Genomic DNA, 14,471 nt, shown 5'->3' with positions numbered 1-14,471 from the left:
GTAACGCGTTGCACTCCGTCGAAAGGCCAACTGGATGAGCGACAGTAACGAACGGATCGCCGCTGTCATCGGCGCGGCGTCGGGGATCGGCTGGGCGACCGCGCGGGCGCTGGCCGCCGACGGCTGCCGGGTCACGCTGGCCGACCGCAACGGCGTCGGGGCGCGCAGCCGGGCCGACGAACTGGGCGCGCCGCACACCGCCGCCGGGGTCGACGTCACCGACGAGGCTTCCGTGCAGCGGCTTTTCGACCAGATCGGCGCCGTGGACATCGTCGTCAACTGCGCCGGTTTCGGCAGCATCGGGCTGATCACCGACCTGGCCGTCGAGGAGTTCCGCTCCGTCGTCGACGTCTGCCTCACCGGCGGCTTCATCGTCGCCAAGCACGCCGGGCGAAACCTGCGCGAGGGCGGATCGCTGGTGTCGATCAGCTCGCTCAACGCTCGCCAACCCGCGATCGGCATGAGCGCCTACTGCTCGGCCAAGGCCGGCCTGTCGATGCTCACCGAAGTCGCCGCACTGGAGATGGGCCCGCGCGGCATCCGCGTCAACGCCATCGCACCCGGCCTCGTCGACACCCCGCTGACCGAAGGCTCGTACGCGGTGCCCGGTCTCGTCGAGGACTATCTGGAGAACACCGCGCTCGGCCGCGCGGGCAAGCCCGAAGAAATCGCCGACGCCGTCGTCTTCCTCTGCTCACCGAAGGCGTCGTGGCTGACCGGCGAAGTGCTCGACCTCAACGGTGGGGCGCACCTCAAGCGCTATCCCGACGTGCTTGGCCACGTCATGAAAATGACGGAGACACAGTGAGTTTCGCGGGCAAGAACGCCATCGTCACCGGCGCGGGCTCGGGCATCGGCGCCGCGCTGTGTCGGGCGCTCACCGCCGCGGGCGCCGACGTGCTGTGCACCGACATCGACGGTGACGCCGCTGAACGCACCGCGACGTCCTTGGGCGGACGCGGCCGGTCGGCATGCCTTGACGTCACCGACGCCGACGCGGTCCTGGCGGCGGTCGGCGACGTGGTGGCCCGCGCCGGTCGACTCGACCTGATGTTCAACAACGCAGGCATCGTCTGGGGCGGTGACACCGAACTGCTCACGCTCGAGCAGTGGAACGCGATCATCGACGTCAACATCCGCGGCGTGGTGCACGGCGTGGCCGCGGCGTACCCGCAGATGGTCCGGCAGGGCCACGGGCACATCGTCAACACCGCATCGATGGCCGGGCTGACCGCCGCAGGCCAGATCACCAGCTACGTGATGACCAAGCACGCGGTGGTCGGGCTGTCGCTGGCGCTGCGGTCGGAAGCGGCCGCCCGCGGCGTCGGCGTGCTGGCCGTCTGTCCGTCGGCGGTCGAGACGCCCATCCTCGACAAGGGCGCCGTCGGCGGATTCGTCGGCCGCGACTACTTCCTGAAGGGCCAAGGCGTGAAGACCGCCTACGACGCCGACCGCCTCGCCGCCGACACGTTGAAGGCCGTCGAACGCAACAAGGCGCTATTGGTCAAACCGCTTCGCGCACATGCGCAATGGCTGCTAGCGCGGTTGGCGCCGGGGCTGATGCAACGCATGTCGATCCGCTTCATCGCCAACCAGCGCGCGCGACAGTCTTCGGCGCCGTCGCACATTGGCTGAGCAAAGCGGGTTTCCGGCCGCCCAACCTGGCTACGGTATGCCAGTGGCCGCAATGAACACCGAATTCACGCTGACACAGAAGCGCGCGCTGGCGGTCGCGACGGTCATCGCCCTGCTGTTCGGCGCCTACTTCCTGCGAACGTACTTCATGCTCATCGTGGTCGCCGCGGTGGTGGCCTATCTGTTCAGCCCGCTCTACGACCGGCTGAGGAAGCGGATGGGCACCGGCCTGTCGGCGACCATCACGCTGTTGACGGTGTTCGCGTGTGTGATCGTGCCGGTCGTCCTGATCGGCGCGCTGGCGGTCGTCCAGATCACCGAAATGGTGCGCGGTGTCGCCGCATGGGTGGAACGCACCGACCTGTCCACGCTCGGCGATCGAACGCTGAAGTTCGTCAACGAACTACTGGCGAGGGTGCCGTTCACCGACGTCACAGTCACCCCGGAGATGATCCGCAATGCGATGACGACCGTCGCGCAGAACGTCGGGCAGTGGCTGCTGCACCTGCTGCAGGGCGCCGCGGGCGGCGTGGTCGGCGGCATCACCGCCGCGATTCTCTTTCTCTACGTGTTCATTTCGCTGCTCACCAACAAGGAGGCCGTGCAGCGGCTGATCCGTCAACTCAATCCGCTGGGCGAGGAGGTCACCGACCTCTATCTGGCCAAGATGGGCGCGATGGTCGGCGGCACGGTGCGGGGCCAGTTCATCATCGCCGTCTGCCAAGGTGTGTCCGGAGCGATCTCCATCTACATCGCGGGGTTTCACGACGGGTTCTTCATCTTCGCGATCATCTTGAGCGCGCTGTCGGTGATCCCGCTCGGCAGCGGCATCGTCACGATTCCGTTCGGTATCGGAATGATGTTGTTCGGCAACATCTTCGGCGGCGTATTCGTCATCTTGTTCCACATCATCGTGGTGACCAACATCGACAATTTTCTGCGGCCGATCCTGGTTCCGCGCGCGGCACGCCTCGACTCGGCGCTGATGCTGTTGTCGGTGTTCGCCGGGATCGGAATGTTCGGCGCATTCGGCATCGTCATCGGCCCGGTGTTGATGATCGTCATCGTCACGACGATCAGCGTCTACCTCGCCGTGTACAAGGGTGTTCCGCTGGAACCGTCAGACGACCCCGACGACGAGGAGTCGATGAACGCCCGCAAGAAGAAGGGGTGGCTGCAGCGCTTGACCCGGCGGGCTCGACGGTCCGAGCCGGCCGCACCCGAACCGGACGCGGATGCCTCGAAAGACGACGAAGCAGCAGAAGCTAAACCAGACGCTCCGTGAGGAATTCGACCACCCGCTTGCGCGCCTCGTAGGCCGGGTGGGCGTCTTCCTCACGGACCTCGAGAGTCAGCACCGAATGCGCCATCCTGCTGAAACCGTGCTTGTTGCCCTTCTTCGAGTTGATTTCGATCACCTCGAACGCGTCGCCCAGCCGATCCTTGAGCGTCTTGAAGCGCTCGGCCGGAACCAGCGGATCCTCGCTGAAGCGCAGGCCGATTGCGCACAATCCCTCGTCGGCGGCGCGCCGTTCAACGACCTTGAGCTCCGCCTCCGACAGCCCCGGGTCGCGGCGCTGCTTGGGCGTCAGCGGCAGCGGCAACGACGGCTGGCTGAGCACCGGCGCCAGCACGCTGTCGTCCACGGCGGCGGCCAACGCGAAGCCGCCGGTGAAGCACTGGCCGATCACCCCCACACCCTTGCCGGGGGTTTTCGCGTTGAGGTCGCGCGCCAGCGCCCGCAGATAGTGCGCCACCGGCCGGTCCGCGTTAGTGGCGAACGCCGCGAATTCCCTTGCCACACAACTACGCAACATCACGCCCACCGCACCGGGCCGCACCGCCGCCCCCGGCGTGCCGAACAGCGACGGAGCCGCGACGCTAAACCCGTTGTCCACCAGATGGTTACCGAGCGCGAGCACCTCCGGCGTCAAGCCGGGCAGCTCCGGGATCAGCACCACGCCCGGGCCGTCGCCCTTGCGGTAGACGTCGCGGGTCATGCCCGCGGCGGTGAACGGTGCGGCGGTCCATCCGGTCAGGTCGGCCTTGGGGGCGGTCATCGCGTCTCCATCGGTCGTGGCGCCGGCGCGGGCGCTACTTGTTGACGGTCAGCGGAGGTTGCTTTTGGACCGCCGAGGCCAGCGTACGGTACTCGTCGGTACCGGCGGCACCCTTGATCGCAATCTGTGCCGGGCCGGTCGGGCCGTCCAGCCGCGTCGTCCAGACCGGCTCGGCGCCCTCGTTGCCTTCGTAGACGACCCAGGAGACGCCCGCGACGTCCTGGGCGCCGGTGGGCACCAGGTCGTTCTCGACAGATTCGACGAGCTTCTCCTCGTCGGCGTTGCTCTGCGTCAGCGCCAGGTACATGCCGCTGGGGGTGAGATAGCCCACGGTCGACGACACCGCCCGCGCCTGCCGGCCGGACGGATCCGTGCGCCCGCCCTCGATGCCTGCACGGCTGCCGGAGTTGGAGCGCCAGCCCTCGGGCAGCGCGGGCACGCGGATCGGGATGCCCAGCGCGTCGGCGTCGGCCTGCAGCGCCGCAGGGGCGTCGTAGTTCGGCACCGGGCCGGGACCAGGGCCGCTGGGCGCAAACGAGCACATTCCGAGCACGCCCGCGAACAGGATGCACACCACGACCAGCGGCGCCATCGACCAGAACATGTCGCGGCCGTCCTGCAGGAGCCGCGGCTTGGCGGCCTTGGGAGCGGGCTGTGGCTCGGTCGTCATGACTGCCAGTATCCCAGCTCCCACAACTCGACCCGCTAATGCGAGAATCGCAGCCATGACCCCATCCCGCGGGGAAGCCCCCGACCGAAACCTTGCCCTTGAGCTTGTTCGAGTCACCGAGGCGGGTGCGATGGCGGCGGGGCGCTGGGTTGGCCGGGGCGACAAGGAGCGCGGCGACGGTGCCGCCGTCGACGCCATGCGTGAGCTGGTCAATTCGGTGTCCATGCGCGGCGTCGTCGTCATCGGCGAGGGTGAGAAGGACAACGCGCCGATGCTCTACAACGGGGAGGAAGTCGGCAACGGCGACGGCCCCGAGTGCGACTTCGCCGTCGACCCGATCGACGGCACCACGCTGATGAGCAAGGGCCTCAACAACGCCATCTCGGTGCTCGCGGTCTCCGAGCGCGGCACCATGTTCGACCCGTCGGCGGTGTTCTACATGAACAAGATCGCCGTCGGGCCCGACGCCGTCGACGCCATCGACATAACCGGGCCGATCGGCGACAACATCCGCCGCGTCGCCAAGGCCAAGGGGGTCTCGGTGTCCGACCTGACCGTGTGCATCCTGGACCGGCCGCGCCACGAACAGTTGATCGCCGACGTCCGCGCCGCGGGCGCCAGGTGCCGGCTGATCTCCGACGGCGACGTCGCGGGCGCGATCTCGGCGTGCCGGCCCAACACCAGCACCGACATGCTGGTCGGCATCGGCGGCACGCCCGAGGGCATCATCGCCGCCGCCGCGATCCGCTGCATGGGCGGCGCCATCCAGGGCCAACTGGCGCCCAAGGACGACGAGGAGCGGCAGAAGGCCATCGACCGCGGCCACGACCTCGACCGCGTGCTGTTCACCGAGGACCTGGTGTCCGGCGACAACGTCTTCTTCGCCGCGACCGGCGTCACCGACGGCGACCTGCTCAAGGGCGTGCACTACTACAGCGGCGGCTGCACGACGCAGTCGATCGTCATGCGGTCGAAGTCCGGCACGGTGCGGATGATCGAGGCCTACCACCGGTTGTCCAAGCTCAACGAGTACTCGGCCATCGATTTCACCGGCGACAGCAACGCGATTTACCCGCTGCCGTAACGCACAACGACAAGGATCAGATAGTGAGCGTCGACTCCGTTCGTTCAGAAACAGGTTCAGAGGGCGTGGAATACCGCATCGAGCACGACACCATGGGCGAGGTCCGGGTGCCGGTGAATGCGTTGTGGCGGGCCCAGACTCAGCGCGCGGTGGAGAACTTCCCGATCTCGGGTCGCGGCCTCGAGCGCACCCAGATCCGGGCGCTCGGTCTGCTGAAAGGCGCCTGCGCGCAGGTGAACAAGGACCTCGGGCTGCTGGACCCGGAGAAGGCCGACGCGATCATCGCCGCCGCCGGGGAGATCGCCGACGGCCAGCACGACGACCAGTTCCCCATCGACGTGTTCCAGACCGGTTCGGGCACCAGCTCGAACATGAACACCAACGAGGTGATCGCCAGCATCGCCGCGCGCAACGGCGTCACGGTGCACCCGAACGACGACGTGAACATGTCGCAGTCGTCCAACGACACCTTCCCGACCGCCACGCACATCGCGGCGACCGAAGCCGCTGTGCGGCATCTGATTCCGGCGCTTGAGGTGCTGCACGAGTCGCTGGCGAACAAGGCGCGCCAGTGGCGCACGGTCGTGAAGTCGGGCCGCACCCACCTGATGGACGCGGTGCCGGTGACGTTGGGCCAGGAGTTCAGCGGCTACGCGCGCCAGGTCGAGGCGGGCATCGAACGGGTGAAGGCCACACTGCCGCGGCTTGGTGAACTGGCGATCGGCGGCACGGCCGTCGGCACCGGCCTGAACGCGCCCGACGGCTTCGACGAGCGCGTGGTCGCGGTGCTGTCGCAGCAGACCGGGCTTGCCGAATTGCGGGTCGCCGTCAACCATTTCGAGGCGCAGGCGGCTCGCGACGGGCTGGTCGAGGCGTCCGGCGCGCTGCGCACCATCGCCGTTTCGCTGACCAAGATCGCCAACGACATCCGGTGGATGGGGTCGGGCCCGCTGACCGGCCTGGCCGAACTGCACCTGCCCGATCTGCAGCCGGGCAGCTCCATCATGCCGGGCAAGGTGAACCCGGTGATCCCCGAGGCCGTCACGCAGGTTGCCGCACAGGTCATCGGCAACGACGCAGCGATCGCGTGGGGCGGCGCCAACGGCGCGTTCGAGCTCAACGTGTACATCCCGATGATGGCGCGAAACATCCTGGAGTCGTTCAAGATCCTGACCAACGCGTCGCGGCTGTTCGCCGAGCGCTGCATCGACGGCCTGGTCGCCAACGAGGAGCGGCTGCGCGAGTTGGCCGAGTCCTCACCGTCGATCGTCACCCCGTTGAACTCCGCGATCGGCTACGAGGAAGCCGCAGCGGTGGCCAAGCAGGCGCTCAAGGAGAAGAAGACGATCCGGCAGACGGTCATCGACCGCGGCCTGATCGGCGACAAGCTGTCCGAGGAAGAGCTGGACAAGCGCCTGGACGTGCTGGCCATGGCGAAGGTGAAAGACGAAGACGCCTAACCACACCGCGATTTCGGCGCGCTAACGTGCGCCCAGCGCCGCTTAGCGCGCCGAAATCGCCGGTTAGGGCAGGGCGCCGGGGCTGATCTCCTCCAGCATCTCGGTCACCAGCGCCGCGATCGGCGAGCGTTCGCTGCGCAGCAGCGTGATGTGCGCGAACAGCGGGTGCCCCTTGAGTTTCTCGATCACCGCCGCGACGCCGTCGTGCCGGCCGACGCGCAGGTTGTCGCGTTGCGCAACGTCGTGGGTGAGCACCACCCGCGACCCGGCGCCGAGCCGCGACAGCACCGTCAGCAACACGTTGCGCTCCAGCGACTGCGCCTCGTCGACGATCACGAACGAGTCGTGCAGGGAGCGGCCGCGGATGTGGGTCAGCGGCAGCACTTCGAGCATGCCGCGGGCCAGCACCTCCTCCAAAACGGCCGGGCTCGCCAACCCCTCCAGGGTGTCGAAGACGGCCTGCGCCCACGGCCCCATCTTGTCGCTTTCGCTGCCGGGCAGATAGCCGAGATCCTGGCCGCCGACGGCGTACAGCGGCCGGAACACGACGACCTTACGGTGGGTGCGCCGCTCCAGCACCGCCTCCAGCCCCGCGCACAGCGCCAGCGCCGACTTGCCGGTGCCCGCCTTGCCGCCCAGCGACACGATGCCGACGGACTCGTCGAGCAGCAGGTCAAGCGCCACCCGCTGTTCGGCCGACCGGCCGCGCAGGCCGAACACCTCGCGATCGCCCCACACGAGCTGGACCCGCTTGTCGGCGTTGACCCGGCCGAGGGCGTGCGAGGTGCCGCCGAGTAGGCGAATGCCGGTGTGGCACGGCAGATCCCGCGCCGACTCCAGGTCGATGTCGCCCTCGGCGAACAGCTGGTCGATGACGTCGGGCGACACGTCCAGTTCGTCCATCCCGGTCCAGCCGGACGTGACGACGTCCTGGGCGTGATACTCGTCGGCCGACAACCCGACCGCGCCGGCTTTGACGCGCAGCGGGATGTCCTTGCTGACCAACGTGACTCGCTTGCCTTCTGCGGCCAGGTTGGCCGCGCACGTCAGGATGCGCGCGTCGTTGGTGTCGGTGCGGAAACCGGCGGGCAGCACCGACGGGTCGCTGTGGTTGAGTTCGACGTGCAGCGTACCGCCTTGCGTGCCAACGGGAATCGGCTGATCTAGTCGTCCGTGCTCGAGCCGCAGATCGTCGAACAGGCGCAGCGCCTGGCGGGCGAACCACCCCAGCTCGTGATGATGGCGTTTAGCCTCCAACTCGCTGATGACAACCAGCGGAACGACCACTTCGTGCTCGGCGAATCGGGTACAGGCCCAGGGGTCGGACAGCAATACCGATGTGTCGAGAACGTAGGTCCGGGTGGAGGAATCGGTCACTTAGCGCTCCTTGAGCATTCGGCCGAATCCTCAACGGCAGCGGTGCCGCATCGACATCGACCGTAGCCCGCGCGGCCCCGCACGAACTTCTCGGCGGACACTGCGGCACCAGGGCCGGGGCCGGCCCTTTCGAGTCGAGTCGATCGGTGCCGCCCGGACAGCAGAGCATGTCGCTAGCCATCGCAAACGACGCTACTCCGCCAAATGCGCGCGTGCCGTGCAGGCGCGCCGAGTATCAACCGCCCAGCAACTCAGACGGTGGCGAGCTGACGCAGCCGCGGCTCGTCTGCCAGCCCCCACGCGGCGATCCGGCCGGCGACGACCTCGCGCAGCGCATCGTCGTTGAAGATGCCCGCAGCGGCGATATTGGCCACCTTGTCCTGGTAGGCGTCGATGTCGGTGCCCGGCACCGCGAGGTCGGCGGCGCGCTTGGCGATCGCCTCGATCGTCTCGTCGCGGCTGTAGCCGAGCAGGTGCGTCACCAGGTTGGCAAAGAACTCCTCATGGCGTTCCTCGTCGCGGGCGATCCGGCCTATCAGGCTCTTGAGCACCGGCTCGTCGATCTGGGCCTCGAGGTTGCGGCAGAAGACGGCGTAGGAGCGCTCGTAGAGCGCCATGAACGCCAGCCGCTCGATCTGGCTGTAGGTGTCGGCGCGGTAACCCTTCATGACGTGCTCGACGCGCACGTCCTCGTTGGCGGTTGGGTCGATCTCACGGGTCACGACGAGGTAGTTGCGCAGCGCGATGGCGTGCAGGTGCTCCTCGGCGGTCCACCGGCCGATCCAGCGGCCCCACTTCTGCTCGAGGATGAAGCTGAACACGAACTCGCGGTGGTATCCGGCGAGGTTGTCCTTCTGGATGAGCAGGATCTCCAGCGCATCGGTGATGTGCTTGGGCAGCGTCACCTGCGAGGGGTCCCAGTCCCGACCGCCCAGGAATGCGAAGTTCTCTCCCTGGTCGTACGGCACGTAGTCGTGGGCGTACCAGACGTCCTCGGTCTCCAGATGCCTGGCCATGTTCTCGGCCACGACCGGCTCCAGCTCGAGCGTCAGTGCATTAGGGACAGGTTTCTGCGCCATGAAAATAACTGTAACCCAGGTTCACACCTTTTTTGAAATCGGGTGAACCGTGTCGCGAGCCGGGTGGTTACAGCGTCAGCCCTGGGTAGAGCGGGTTGGCTGCCAGCAGCTCAGAGGCGGCGGCGTGCACGCGCTCGGCGGTGCCGTCGGCCAGCGAGTACTTGGCCTTCGACGGGCCCGACGCCGCCGCGGCCGGTTCGGTCTTGGCCAGCACGTCGACGATCAGTTCGGCGACCCGGTCGAACTCGTCGGGCCCGAAGCCGCGGGTGGTCAGCGCCGGGGTGCCCAGCCGGATGCCGCTGGTGTACCAGGCGCCGTTCGGGTCGGCCGGGATCGAGTTGCGGTTGGTGACGATGCCGGAGTCCAGCAGCGCGGACTCGGCCTGCCGCCCCGTCACGCCGAACGACTGCACGTCGAGCAGCACGATGTGGTTGTCGGTGCCGCCGGTGACCAGCCTCGCGCCGCGCTTGAGGAAGCCTTCTGCCAGCGCCTTGGCGTTGTCGGCGACCCGCTGCGCGTAGGCCTGGAATGCGGGCTGGCGCGCCTCGGCCAGCGCGACCGCCTTGGCGGCCATCACGTGCGACAGCGGCCCGCCGAGCACCATCGGGCAGCCCTTGTCGACGGCGTCGGAGTACTCCGGGGTGGCCAGCACCAGGCCGCCGCGCGGGCCGCGCAGCGACTTGTGCGTCGTCGTCGTGGTCACGTGCGCATGCGGCACGGGATCCTCGTCGCCGGTGAACACCTTGCCCGCGACCAGACCCGCGAAGTGCGCCATGTCGACCATCAGCGTCGCGCCCACCTCGTCGGCGATCTCACGCATCTTGGCGAAGTTGATCCGCCGCGGGTAGGCCGAGTAGCCGCCGACCAGAATCAGCGGCTTGAACTCGCGGGCGGCCTTGGCCAGCGCGTCGTAGTCCAGCAGGCCGGTCTCCGGGTCGGTGCCGTAGCTGCGCTGGTGGAACATCTTGCCGCTGATGTTGGGCCGGAACCCGTGGGTGAGATGTCCGCCCGCGTCCAGCGACATGCCGAGCAGACGCTGGTTGCCCAACTGGGCGCGCAGCTTCTCCCAGCCCTCCTCGGACAGGTCATTGACGTTCTTGACCCCGGCATCGGCCAGTCCGGGCGCCTCGACGCGGGTGGCCAGAATCGCCCAGTAGGCGACCAGGTTCGCGTCGATGCCCGAGTGCGGCTGCGCGTAGGCGTACGGCGCGCCGAACAACTCCCTGGCGTGCTCGGCGGCCACCGTTTCGACGGTGTCGACGTTCTGGCAGCCGGCGTAGAAGCGGTGCCCGATCGTGCCCTCGGCGTACTTGTCGGACAGCCACGTGCCCATCGTCAGCAGCACGGCGGGCGAGGCATAGTTCTCGCTGGCGATCAGCTTGAGCGAATCCCGTTGGTCGGCAATCTCTTTGCGGGTCGCAGCCGCGATTCGCGGCTCGACGGTCTCGATGATCTGCAGGATGTCCCGGTAGGCGGCGCTGGCGGTCTCGACGTAGTCGGCGCCAGGGGCTGGGGCGGAGGTGGTGACGGGGTCGACAGCCATGCTTGTCAGCCTACGTCCACCGGCAATCGCGCCGATGTGCGGATTCGTACGGCGCGGCGGCGTGTTGCTTACGACACAGCACAGTCGGCGGCGTCAGGCGGCCTGCAGCGTCGACGGGATCAGCGGCTCGTCGAGCAGCCTGCCGAACCGTTCGGTCAGGCCGACGTCCGCGGGCCGGTCGTCCAGCCAGGCCCGCAGCAACCGGTATCCCTCGACGTAGGTGCTGGTGTAGGCACGCCACAGCGGCGAGGACAGAAAGCGCAGCATGTGCCTGGCCCGCTCCTCGGGCACCATCAGCCAGCGCCGCAGGTAGGCCACCACCTCGTCCTCGTCGCGGTGCTCGTCGTGCAGCATGATCGCCGCGTCCTGGCGGACGTTGCCCAGCGCGTGGTACGCGGTCGCGACGGCCACCGCGCGTTCGCCGTCGAAGCGCAGGCCCAGATCGGCGTAGATCTCGGCGGCCCAACTCCCCCACTGCGGGCCGATGGCCGCATACAGCGCCAGGTCGGCCAGCCCCTCGGCCATCAGGCACTGCGGGGTGTTGACCAGAAAGATGGTCTGCTCCGCGTGGCCCTTGCCCTCCACCAGGCCGGCTTCCTTGCGGCAGTGCTCGGTGTGGTGGCCCGGATAGGACTCGTGGGCGACGAGCCCCGGCAGGTTGGACATCTGCTGCTTGAGGTCGGCGTTGACCGCCACCGTCGACCGGTAGTTGCCGAGGTAGTAGTTGAACCCCGACCACGGCTTGTCGGTGACGACCTCGTAGGTGATCGTCTCGGCTTCGGGCAGCGGGTACTCGGCGCGCACCCGATCGCGCAGCGCGCTGGAGAACGCGTGGATGGCCTCCTCCAGGCGCTCCGGCGGAACCTCTTCTGAGGCGCGGTATTCGCGAACCCGCTCGGCTAAGGGGCCGCGGCCGGGCACGGCCTCGTCGAGCATCTGATGCGCCTGCAGATACTGCTCCTGGTCCCCCTTTTCGATGTGCACGTCGAAGTACGCCTCGACCTCGTCGACGAATCCGATCTCCTCGCCGGCGAACTTGCGGGCCGCGCACGCCAGTGCCCGCAGATGAGCGCGCAGGTATTCCGCGCGGGACTCGTCGAAGCCGTTGCTGCGCGGCACGTTCGGCACCTCGGCCAGCAGCCGGTCGGCCTGCCTGGCCAGATCGGCGGGGTCGGGCGCGGGTTCGTTCGCGACGGCCTCGCGCAGGGCCGGATCGCCCGTGTAGGAGTCGACGTAGCCCTCCTCGATCCGGTCGAACCGCAGGCCGAGCAGCAGATATTCGCGGATTAGGGTGCCGGGGTCCATAGCGATCACGGTAACTGTAAGACTTGTTATATGCCGCGGCTGAGCGAGCCGAGCCCCTACGTGGAGTTCGACCGGACTCAATGGCGGGCGTTGCGCATGTCCACGCCGTTGAAGCTGACCGAGGAAGAGCTGGTCAAGCTCCGCGGTATCGGCGAGAAGATCGACCTGCTCGAGGTCGAGGAGGTCTACCTGCCGCTGGCCCGGTTGATCCACTTGCAGGTCGCGGCGCGGCAGCGGCTGTTTCAGGCCACCGCCGAGTTCCTCGGCGAGCCGCAGCAGAACCCGGACCGGCCGGTGCCGTTCATCATCGGCGTTGCGGGCAGTGTCGCCGTGGGCAAGTCGACGACGGCGCGCGTGCTGCAGGCGCTGCTGGCCCGCTGGGAACACCACCCCCGCGTCGACCTCGTCACCACCGACGGTTTCCTCTACCCCAACACGGAGCTGGCCCGGCGGAACCTGATGCACCGCAAGGGTTTCCCGGAGAGCTACGACCGCAGGGCGCTGATGCGGTTCGTCACCGCGGTGAAGTCGGGCGCCGACAAGGTGTGCGCACCGGTGTATTCACATCTGCTCTACGACATCGTGCCCGGCGAAAAGCAGATCATCCGGCACCCGGACATCCTCATTCTCGAGGGCCTCAACGTGCTGCAAACCGGTCCGGCGCTGATGGTTTCGGACCTGTTCGACTTCTCCGTCTACGTCGACGCCCGCATCGAGGACATCGAGCAGTGGTACATCTCGCGGTTCCTGTCGATGCGTGCGGGCGCGTTCGCCGACCCCGCATCGCACTTCCACCACTACTCCACGCTGACCGACGAGCAGGCGGTGTTCGCCGCAAGCGACATCTGGCATTCGATCAACCGCCCCAACCTGATCGAGAACATCCTGCCCACGCGGCCCCGCGCCACGCTGGTGTTGCGCAAGGACGCCGACCACTCCATCAACAGGCTTCGACTCCGCAAACTATGACCAACACTGCAGGCCCGCCCGGCAGTGCCGAACGGGCCGCAGCAGCAACGGTTTTCGCCAGAGTTACGCCTTGATCCGGCGCACCCCCTGGTACTGCAGTTCGGCGAACACCAGCGTGTAGACGCCGGTGGCCAGCGACCCCACGATCCCGAGGGTGGTCAGCGGCATCCAGCCGGACAGCACGAACACCACGGCCGCGACGGTGTAGGCCACGTTGGCGGCGATCACAACGATGCCTGCGGTGCGCACCTTCGGCAGTGCGGCCAGACCGAACACCACGACGCCGTAGCCGATGAAGAACGCGGCCATCGCGTACTCGAACGTCTTGGTGGTGCCCGAGATCTCGGCCAGCCAGCCGGCCAGCGGGACGCCGGCGATGCCTGCCAGGCCGGTCAGCACGGCGTCGGCGCGCATCGCGAACCGCAGCAGCGAGTCGGTCGACTCCTTGAATCGGGGGATGGTGATGGCGGTCATCGTGATCCTTTCTTTTGATGGGTTCTTTTTCAGTCCTGGCTTGGGACCGGAGCCGGAGTCGCCGCCGCAACCTCTATCGGCGCGACTCCGGCCCAGTCATGCGGGAGTCACGCCAGACGGCGCACTCCGAGGTATTGGGCGTAGGCGAAGGCCAACGTGACGACGGTGAACGCGATCGTCGACGCCACGCCGAACGCGGTCAGCGGCAGCCAGCCGGCGACGAGCACGACGGTGATCAGCCCCGCGAACGCGATGTTGCCGGCCAGCACGCCGACACCGACGCGCCGGACGTCGGGCACACGGGCCGCGGCATACAGCGCGACGCCGTAGCCGACGAGCGCCGCGCCCGCGATGAACTCCGATGTGGCCGACAGACCGGACAGCCGCGACAGCGGGTCGGCGGTCATCGCGATCAGCAACCCCAGCGCGCCGCACAGTGTGGCGTCGGCGCGCAGTGCGAAACGCAACAGCGAGCTGGTGCTTTCCCGGTTGGGTCGGGTGGTGATTGCGGTCATGGCTCCGATGCTGCGGAGATCCCGCTGCCAGGTCGACGCCAGACGCTGCCAACTACTGCCAGCCGCAGGTCAGCGACGATGCGGGCGAAGCCCGAGGAGGAGCTGACCAATCAAACCCCAGTCAGCGACGATGCGGGCGAAGCCCGAGGAGAAGCTGACCAATCAAACCCCAGTCAGCGACGATGCGGGCGAAGCCCGAGGAGAAGCTGACCAATCAAACCTGAGTCAGCGACGATGCGGGCGAAGCCCGAGGAGAAGCTGACCAATCAAACCCCAGTCAGCGACGATGCGGGCGAAGCC

General features: G+C 67.8%; 14 protein-coding genes. 6 read left to right on the top strand and 8 right to left on the bottom strand.

Annotated elements, in window-relative coordinates; translation table 11 throughout:
• Window positions 1-34: 34 nt before the first annotated feature.
• Genes CQY20_RS05545 through CQY20_RS05535 form a run of 3 tightly spaced genes read left to right on the top strand, consistent with a single transcriptional unit; the run spans window position 35 to window position 2,920 of the window.
• The gene (locus tag CQY20_RS05545; RefSeq protein WP_097938843.1) at window positions 35-808 is read left to right on the top strand and encodes an SDR family NAD(P)-dependent oxidoreductase; all 774 of its coding nucleotides are present in this window, start codon (window positions 35-37) and stop codon (window positions 806-808) included.
• Window positions 805-1,635: an SDR family NAD(P)-dependent oxidoreductase gene (locus CQY20_RS05540; RefSeq protein WP_097938841.1), complete on the top strand. Its 831-nt coding sequence runs from the start codon at window positions 805-807 to the stop codon at window positions 1,633-1,635. The genes CQY20_RS05545 and CQY20_RS05540 overlap by 4 nt, the downstream gene beginning before the upstream one ends.
• Before the next feature lie 52 nt (window positions 1,636-1,687).
• On the top strand, window positions 1,688-2,920 hold the full coding sequence (locus tag CQY20_RS05535) for an AI-2E family transporter (RefSeq protein WP_097938839.1): 1,233 nt from the start codon (window positions 1,688-1,690) through the stop codon (window positions 2,918-2,920).
• Here the strand turns inward: CQY20_RS05535 and CQY20_RS05530 are convergent.
• A complete protein-coding gene (locus tag CQY20_RS05530; protein ID WP_097938837.1) occupies window positions 2,901-3,695 on the bottom strand; it encodes a dienelactone hydrolase family protein in 795 nt (264 codons plus the stop codon). The two genes, CQY20_RS05535 and CQY20_RS05530, sit on opposite strands and share 20 nt — an antisense overlap.
• 34 nt (window positions 3,696-3,729) lie before the next feature.
• Window positions 3,730-4,365, bottom strand: coding sequence for a DUF4245 domain-containing protein (locus tag CQY20_RS05525; protein WP_097938835.1), 636 nt, complete (start codon window positions 4,363-4,365; stop codon window positions 3,730-3,732).
• Window positions 4,366-4,420: 55 nt separating this feature from the next.
• Between CQY20_RS05525 and glpX the strand changes: the two genes are divergently transcribed.
• Both glpX and CQY20_RS05515 read left to right on the top strand, forming a co-directional pair.
• Window positions 4,421-5,449 (top strand): class II fructose-bisphosphatase, encoded by a 1,029-nt coding sequence (glpX, locus tag CQY20_RS05520; protein WP_097938833.1) that lies wholly within the window; start codon window positions 4,421-4,423, stop codon window positions 5,447-5,449.
• 23 nt (window positions 5,450-5,472) lie between these two features.
• A complete protein-coding gene (locus CQY20_RS05515; RefSeq protein ID WP_272938796.1) occupies window positions 5,473-6,909 on the top strand; it encodes a class II fumarate hydratase in 1,437 nt (478 codons plus the stop codon).
• A gap of 63 nt (window positions 6,910-6,972) precedes the next feature.
• Here the strand turns inward: CQY20_RS05515 and CQY20_RS05510 are convergent, their stop codons facing one another.
• The 4 genes from CQY20_RS05510 to CQY20_RS05495 form a co-directional block, all read right to left on the bottom strand.
• Entirely contained in the window at window positions 6,973-8,286 is a 1,314-nt protein-coding gene (locus CQY20_RS05510; RefSeq protein WP_097938831.1) for an RNA 5'-3' helicase PhoH2, read from the bottom strand.
• Window positions 8,287-8,537: 251 nt separating this feature from the next.
• A complete protein-coding gene (locus CQY20_RS05505) occupies window positions 8,538-9,365 on the bottom strand; it encodes an acyl-ACP desaturase (protein WP_097938829.1) in 828 nt (275 codons plus the stop codon).
• Window positions 9,366-9,432: 67 nt separating this feature from the next.
• A complete protein-coding gene (locus tag CQY20_RS05500) occupies window positions 9,433-10,908 on the bottom strand; it encodes a glycine hydroxymethyltransferase (RefSeq protein WP_097938828.1) in 1,476 nt (491 codons plus the stop codon).
• Window positions 10,909-11,001: 93 nt separating this feature from the next.
• Window positions 11,002-12,213: a DUF885 domain-containing protein gene (locus CQY20_RS05495; RefSeq protein ID WP_097938826.1), complete on the bottom strand. Its 1,212-nt coding sequence runs from the start codon at window positions 12,211-12,213 to the stop codon at window positions 11,002-11,004.
• Window positions 12,214-12,243: 30 nt separating this feature from the next.
• Here CQY20_RS05495 and coaA point away from each other — a divergent pair, with 30 nt between their 5' ends.
• Window positions 12,244-13,182 carry a type I pantothenate kinase gene (gene coaA / locus CQY20_RS05490; protein ID WP_097938824.1) on the top strand — a complete coding sequence of 313 codons (939 nt, stop codon included), beginning with the start codon at window positions 12,244-12,246 and terminating at the stop codon, window positions 13,180-13,182.
• Between the two features lie 63 nt (window positions 13,183-13,245).
• Here the strand turns inward: coaA and CQY20_RS05485 are convergent, their stop codons facing one another.
• Both CQY20_RS05485 and CQY20_RS05480 read right to left on the bottom strand, forming a co-directional pair.
• Window positions 13,246-13,656 carry a hypothetical protein gene (locus CQY20_RS05485; RefSeq protein ID WP_097938822.1) on the bottom strand — a complete coding sequence of 137 codons (411 nt, stop codon included), beginning with the start codon at window positions 13,654-13,656 and terminating at the stop codon, window positions 13,246-13,248.
• A gap of 107 nt (window positions 13,657-13,763) precedes the next feature.
• Complete coding sequence (locus tag CQY20_RS05480) at window positions 13,764-14,171, bottom strand: hypothetical protein (protein WP_097938821.1); 408 nt, start codon at window positions 14,169-14,171, stop codon at window positions 13,764-13,766.
• Between the last annotated feature and the right edge of the window lie 300 nt (window positions 14,172-14,471).

Source organism: Mycolicibacterium agri (genome assembly GCF_002553505.1).
Taxonomy (GTDB): Bacteria; Actinomycetota; Actinomycetes; order Mycobacteriales; family Mycobacteriaceae; genus Mycobacterium; species Mycobacterium agri.
The sequence above is the reverse complement of the archived record's forward strand: the minus strand, read 5'-3'. Positions and strand labels throughout refer to the sequence as shown.

Bases quoted from the DNA above. Each gene is read 5' to 3' on its own strand.
- CQY20_RS05545 (WP_097938843.1), top strand. From the start codon at position 35: ATGAGCGACAGTAACGAACGGATCGCCGCTGTCATCGGCGCGGCGTCG.
- CQY20_RS05535 (WP_097938839.1), top strand. From the start codon at position 1,688: ATGAACACCGAATTCACGCTGACACAGAAGCGCGCGCTGGCGGTCGCG.
- CQY20_RS05530 (WP_097938837.1), bottom strand. From the start codon at position 3,695: ATGACCGCCCCCAAGGCCGACCTGACCGGATGGACCGCCGCACCGTTC.
- CQY20_RS05525 (WP_097938835.1), bottom strand. From the start codon at position 4,365: ATGACGACCGAGCCACAGCCCGCTCCCAAGGCCGCCAAGCCGCGGCTC.
- glpX (WP_097938833.1), top strand. From the start codon at position 4,421: ATGACCCCATCCCGCGGGGAAGCCCCCGACCGAAACCTTGCCCTTGAG.
- CQY20_RS05505 (WP_097938829.1), bottom strand. From the start codon at position 9,365: ATGGCGCAGAAACCTGTCCCTAATGCACTGACGCTCGAGCTGGAGCCG.
- CQY20_RS05500 (WP_097938828.1), bottom strand. From the start codon at position 10,908: ATGGCTGTCGACCCCGTCACCACCTCCGCCCCAGCCCCTGGCGCCGAC.
- CQY20_RS05495 (WP_097938826.1), bottom strand. From the start codon at position 12,213: ATGGACCCCGGCACCCTAATCCGCGAATATCTGCTGCTCGGCCTGCGG.
- coaA (WP_097938824.1), top strand. From the start codon at position 12,244: ATGCCGCGGCTGAGCGAGCCGAGCCCCTACGTGGAGTTCGACCGGACT.
- CQY20_RS05485 (WP_097938822.1), bottom strand. From the start codon at position 13,656: ATGACCGCCATCACCATCCCCCGATTCAAGGAGTCGACCGACTCGCTG.
- CQY20_RS05480 (WP_097938821.1), bottom strand. From the start codon at position 14,171: ATGACCGCAATCACCACCCGACCCAACCGGGAAAGCACCAGCTCGCTG.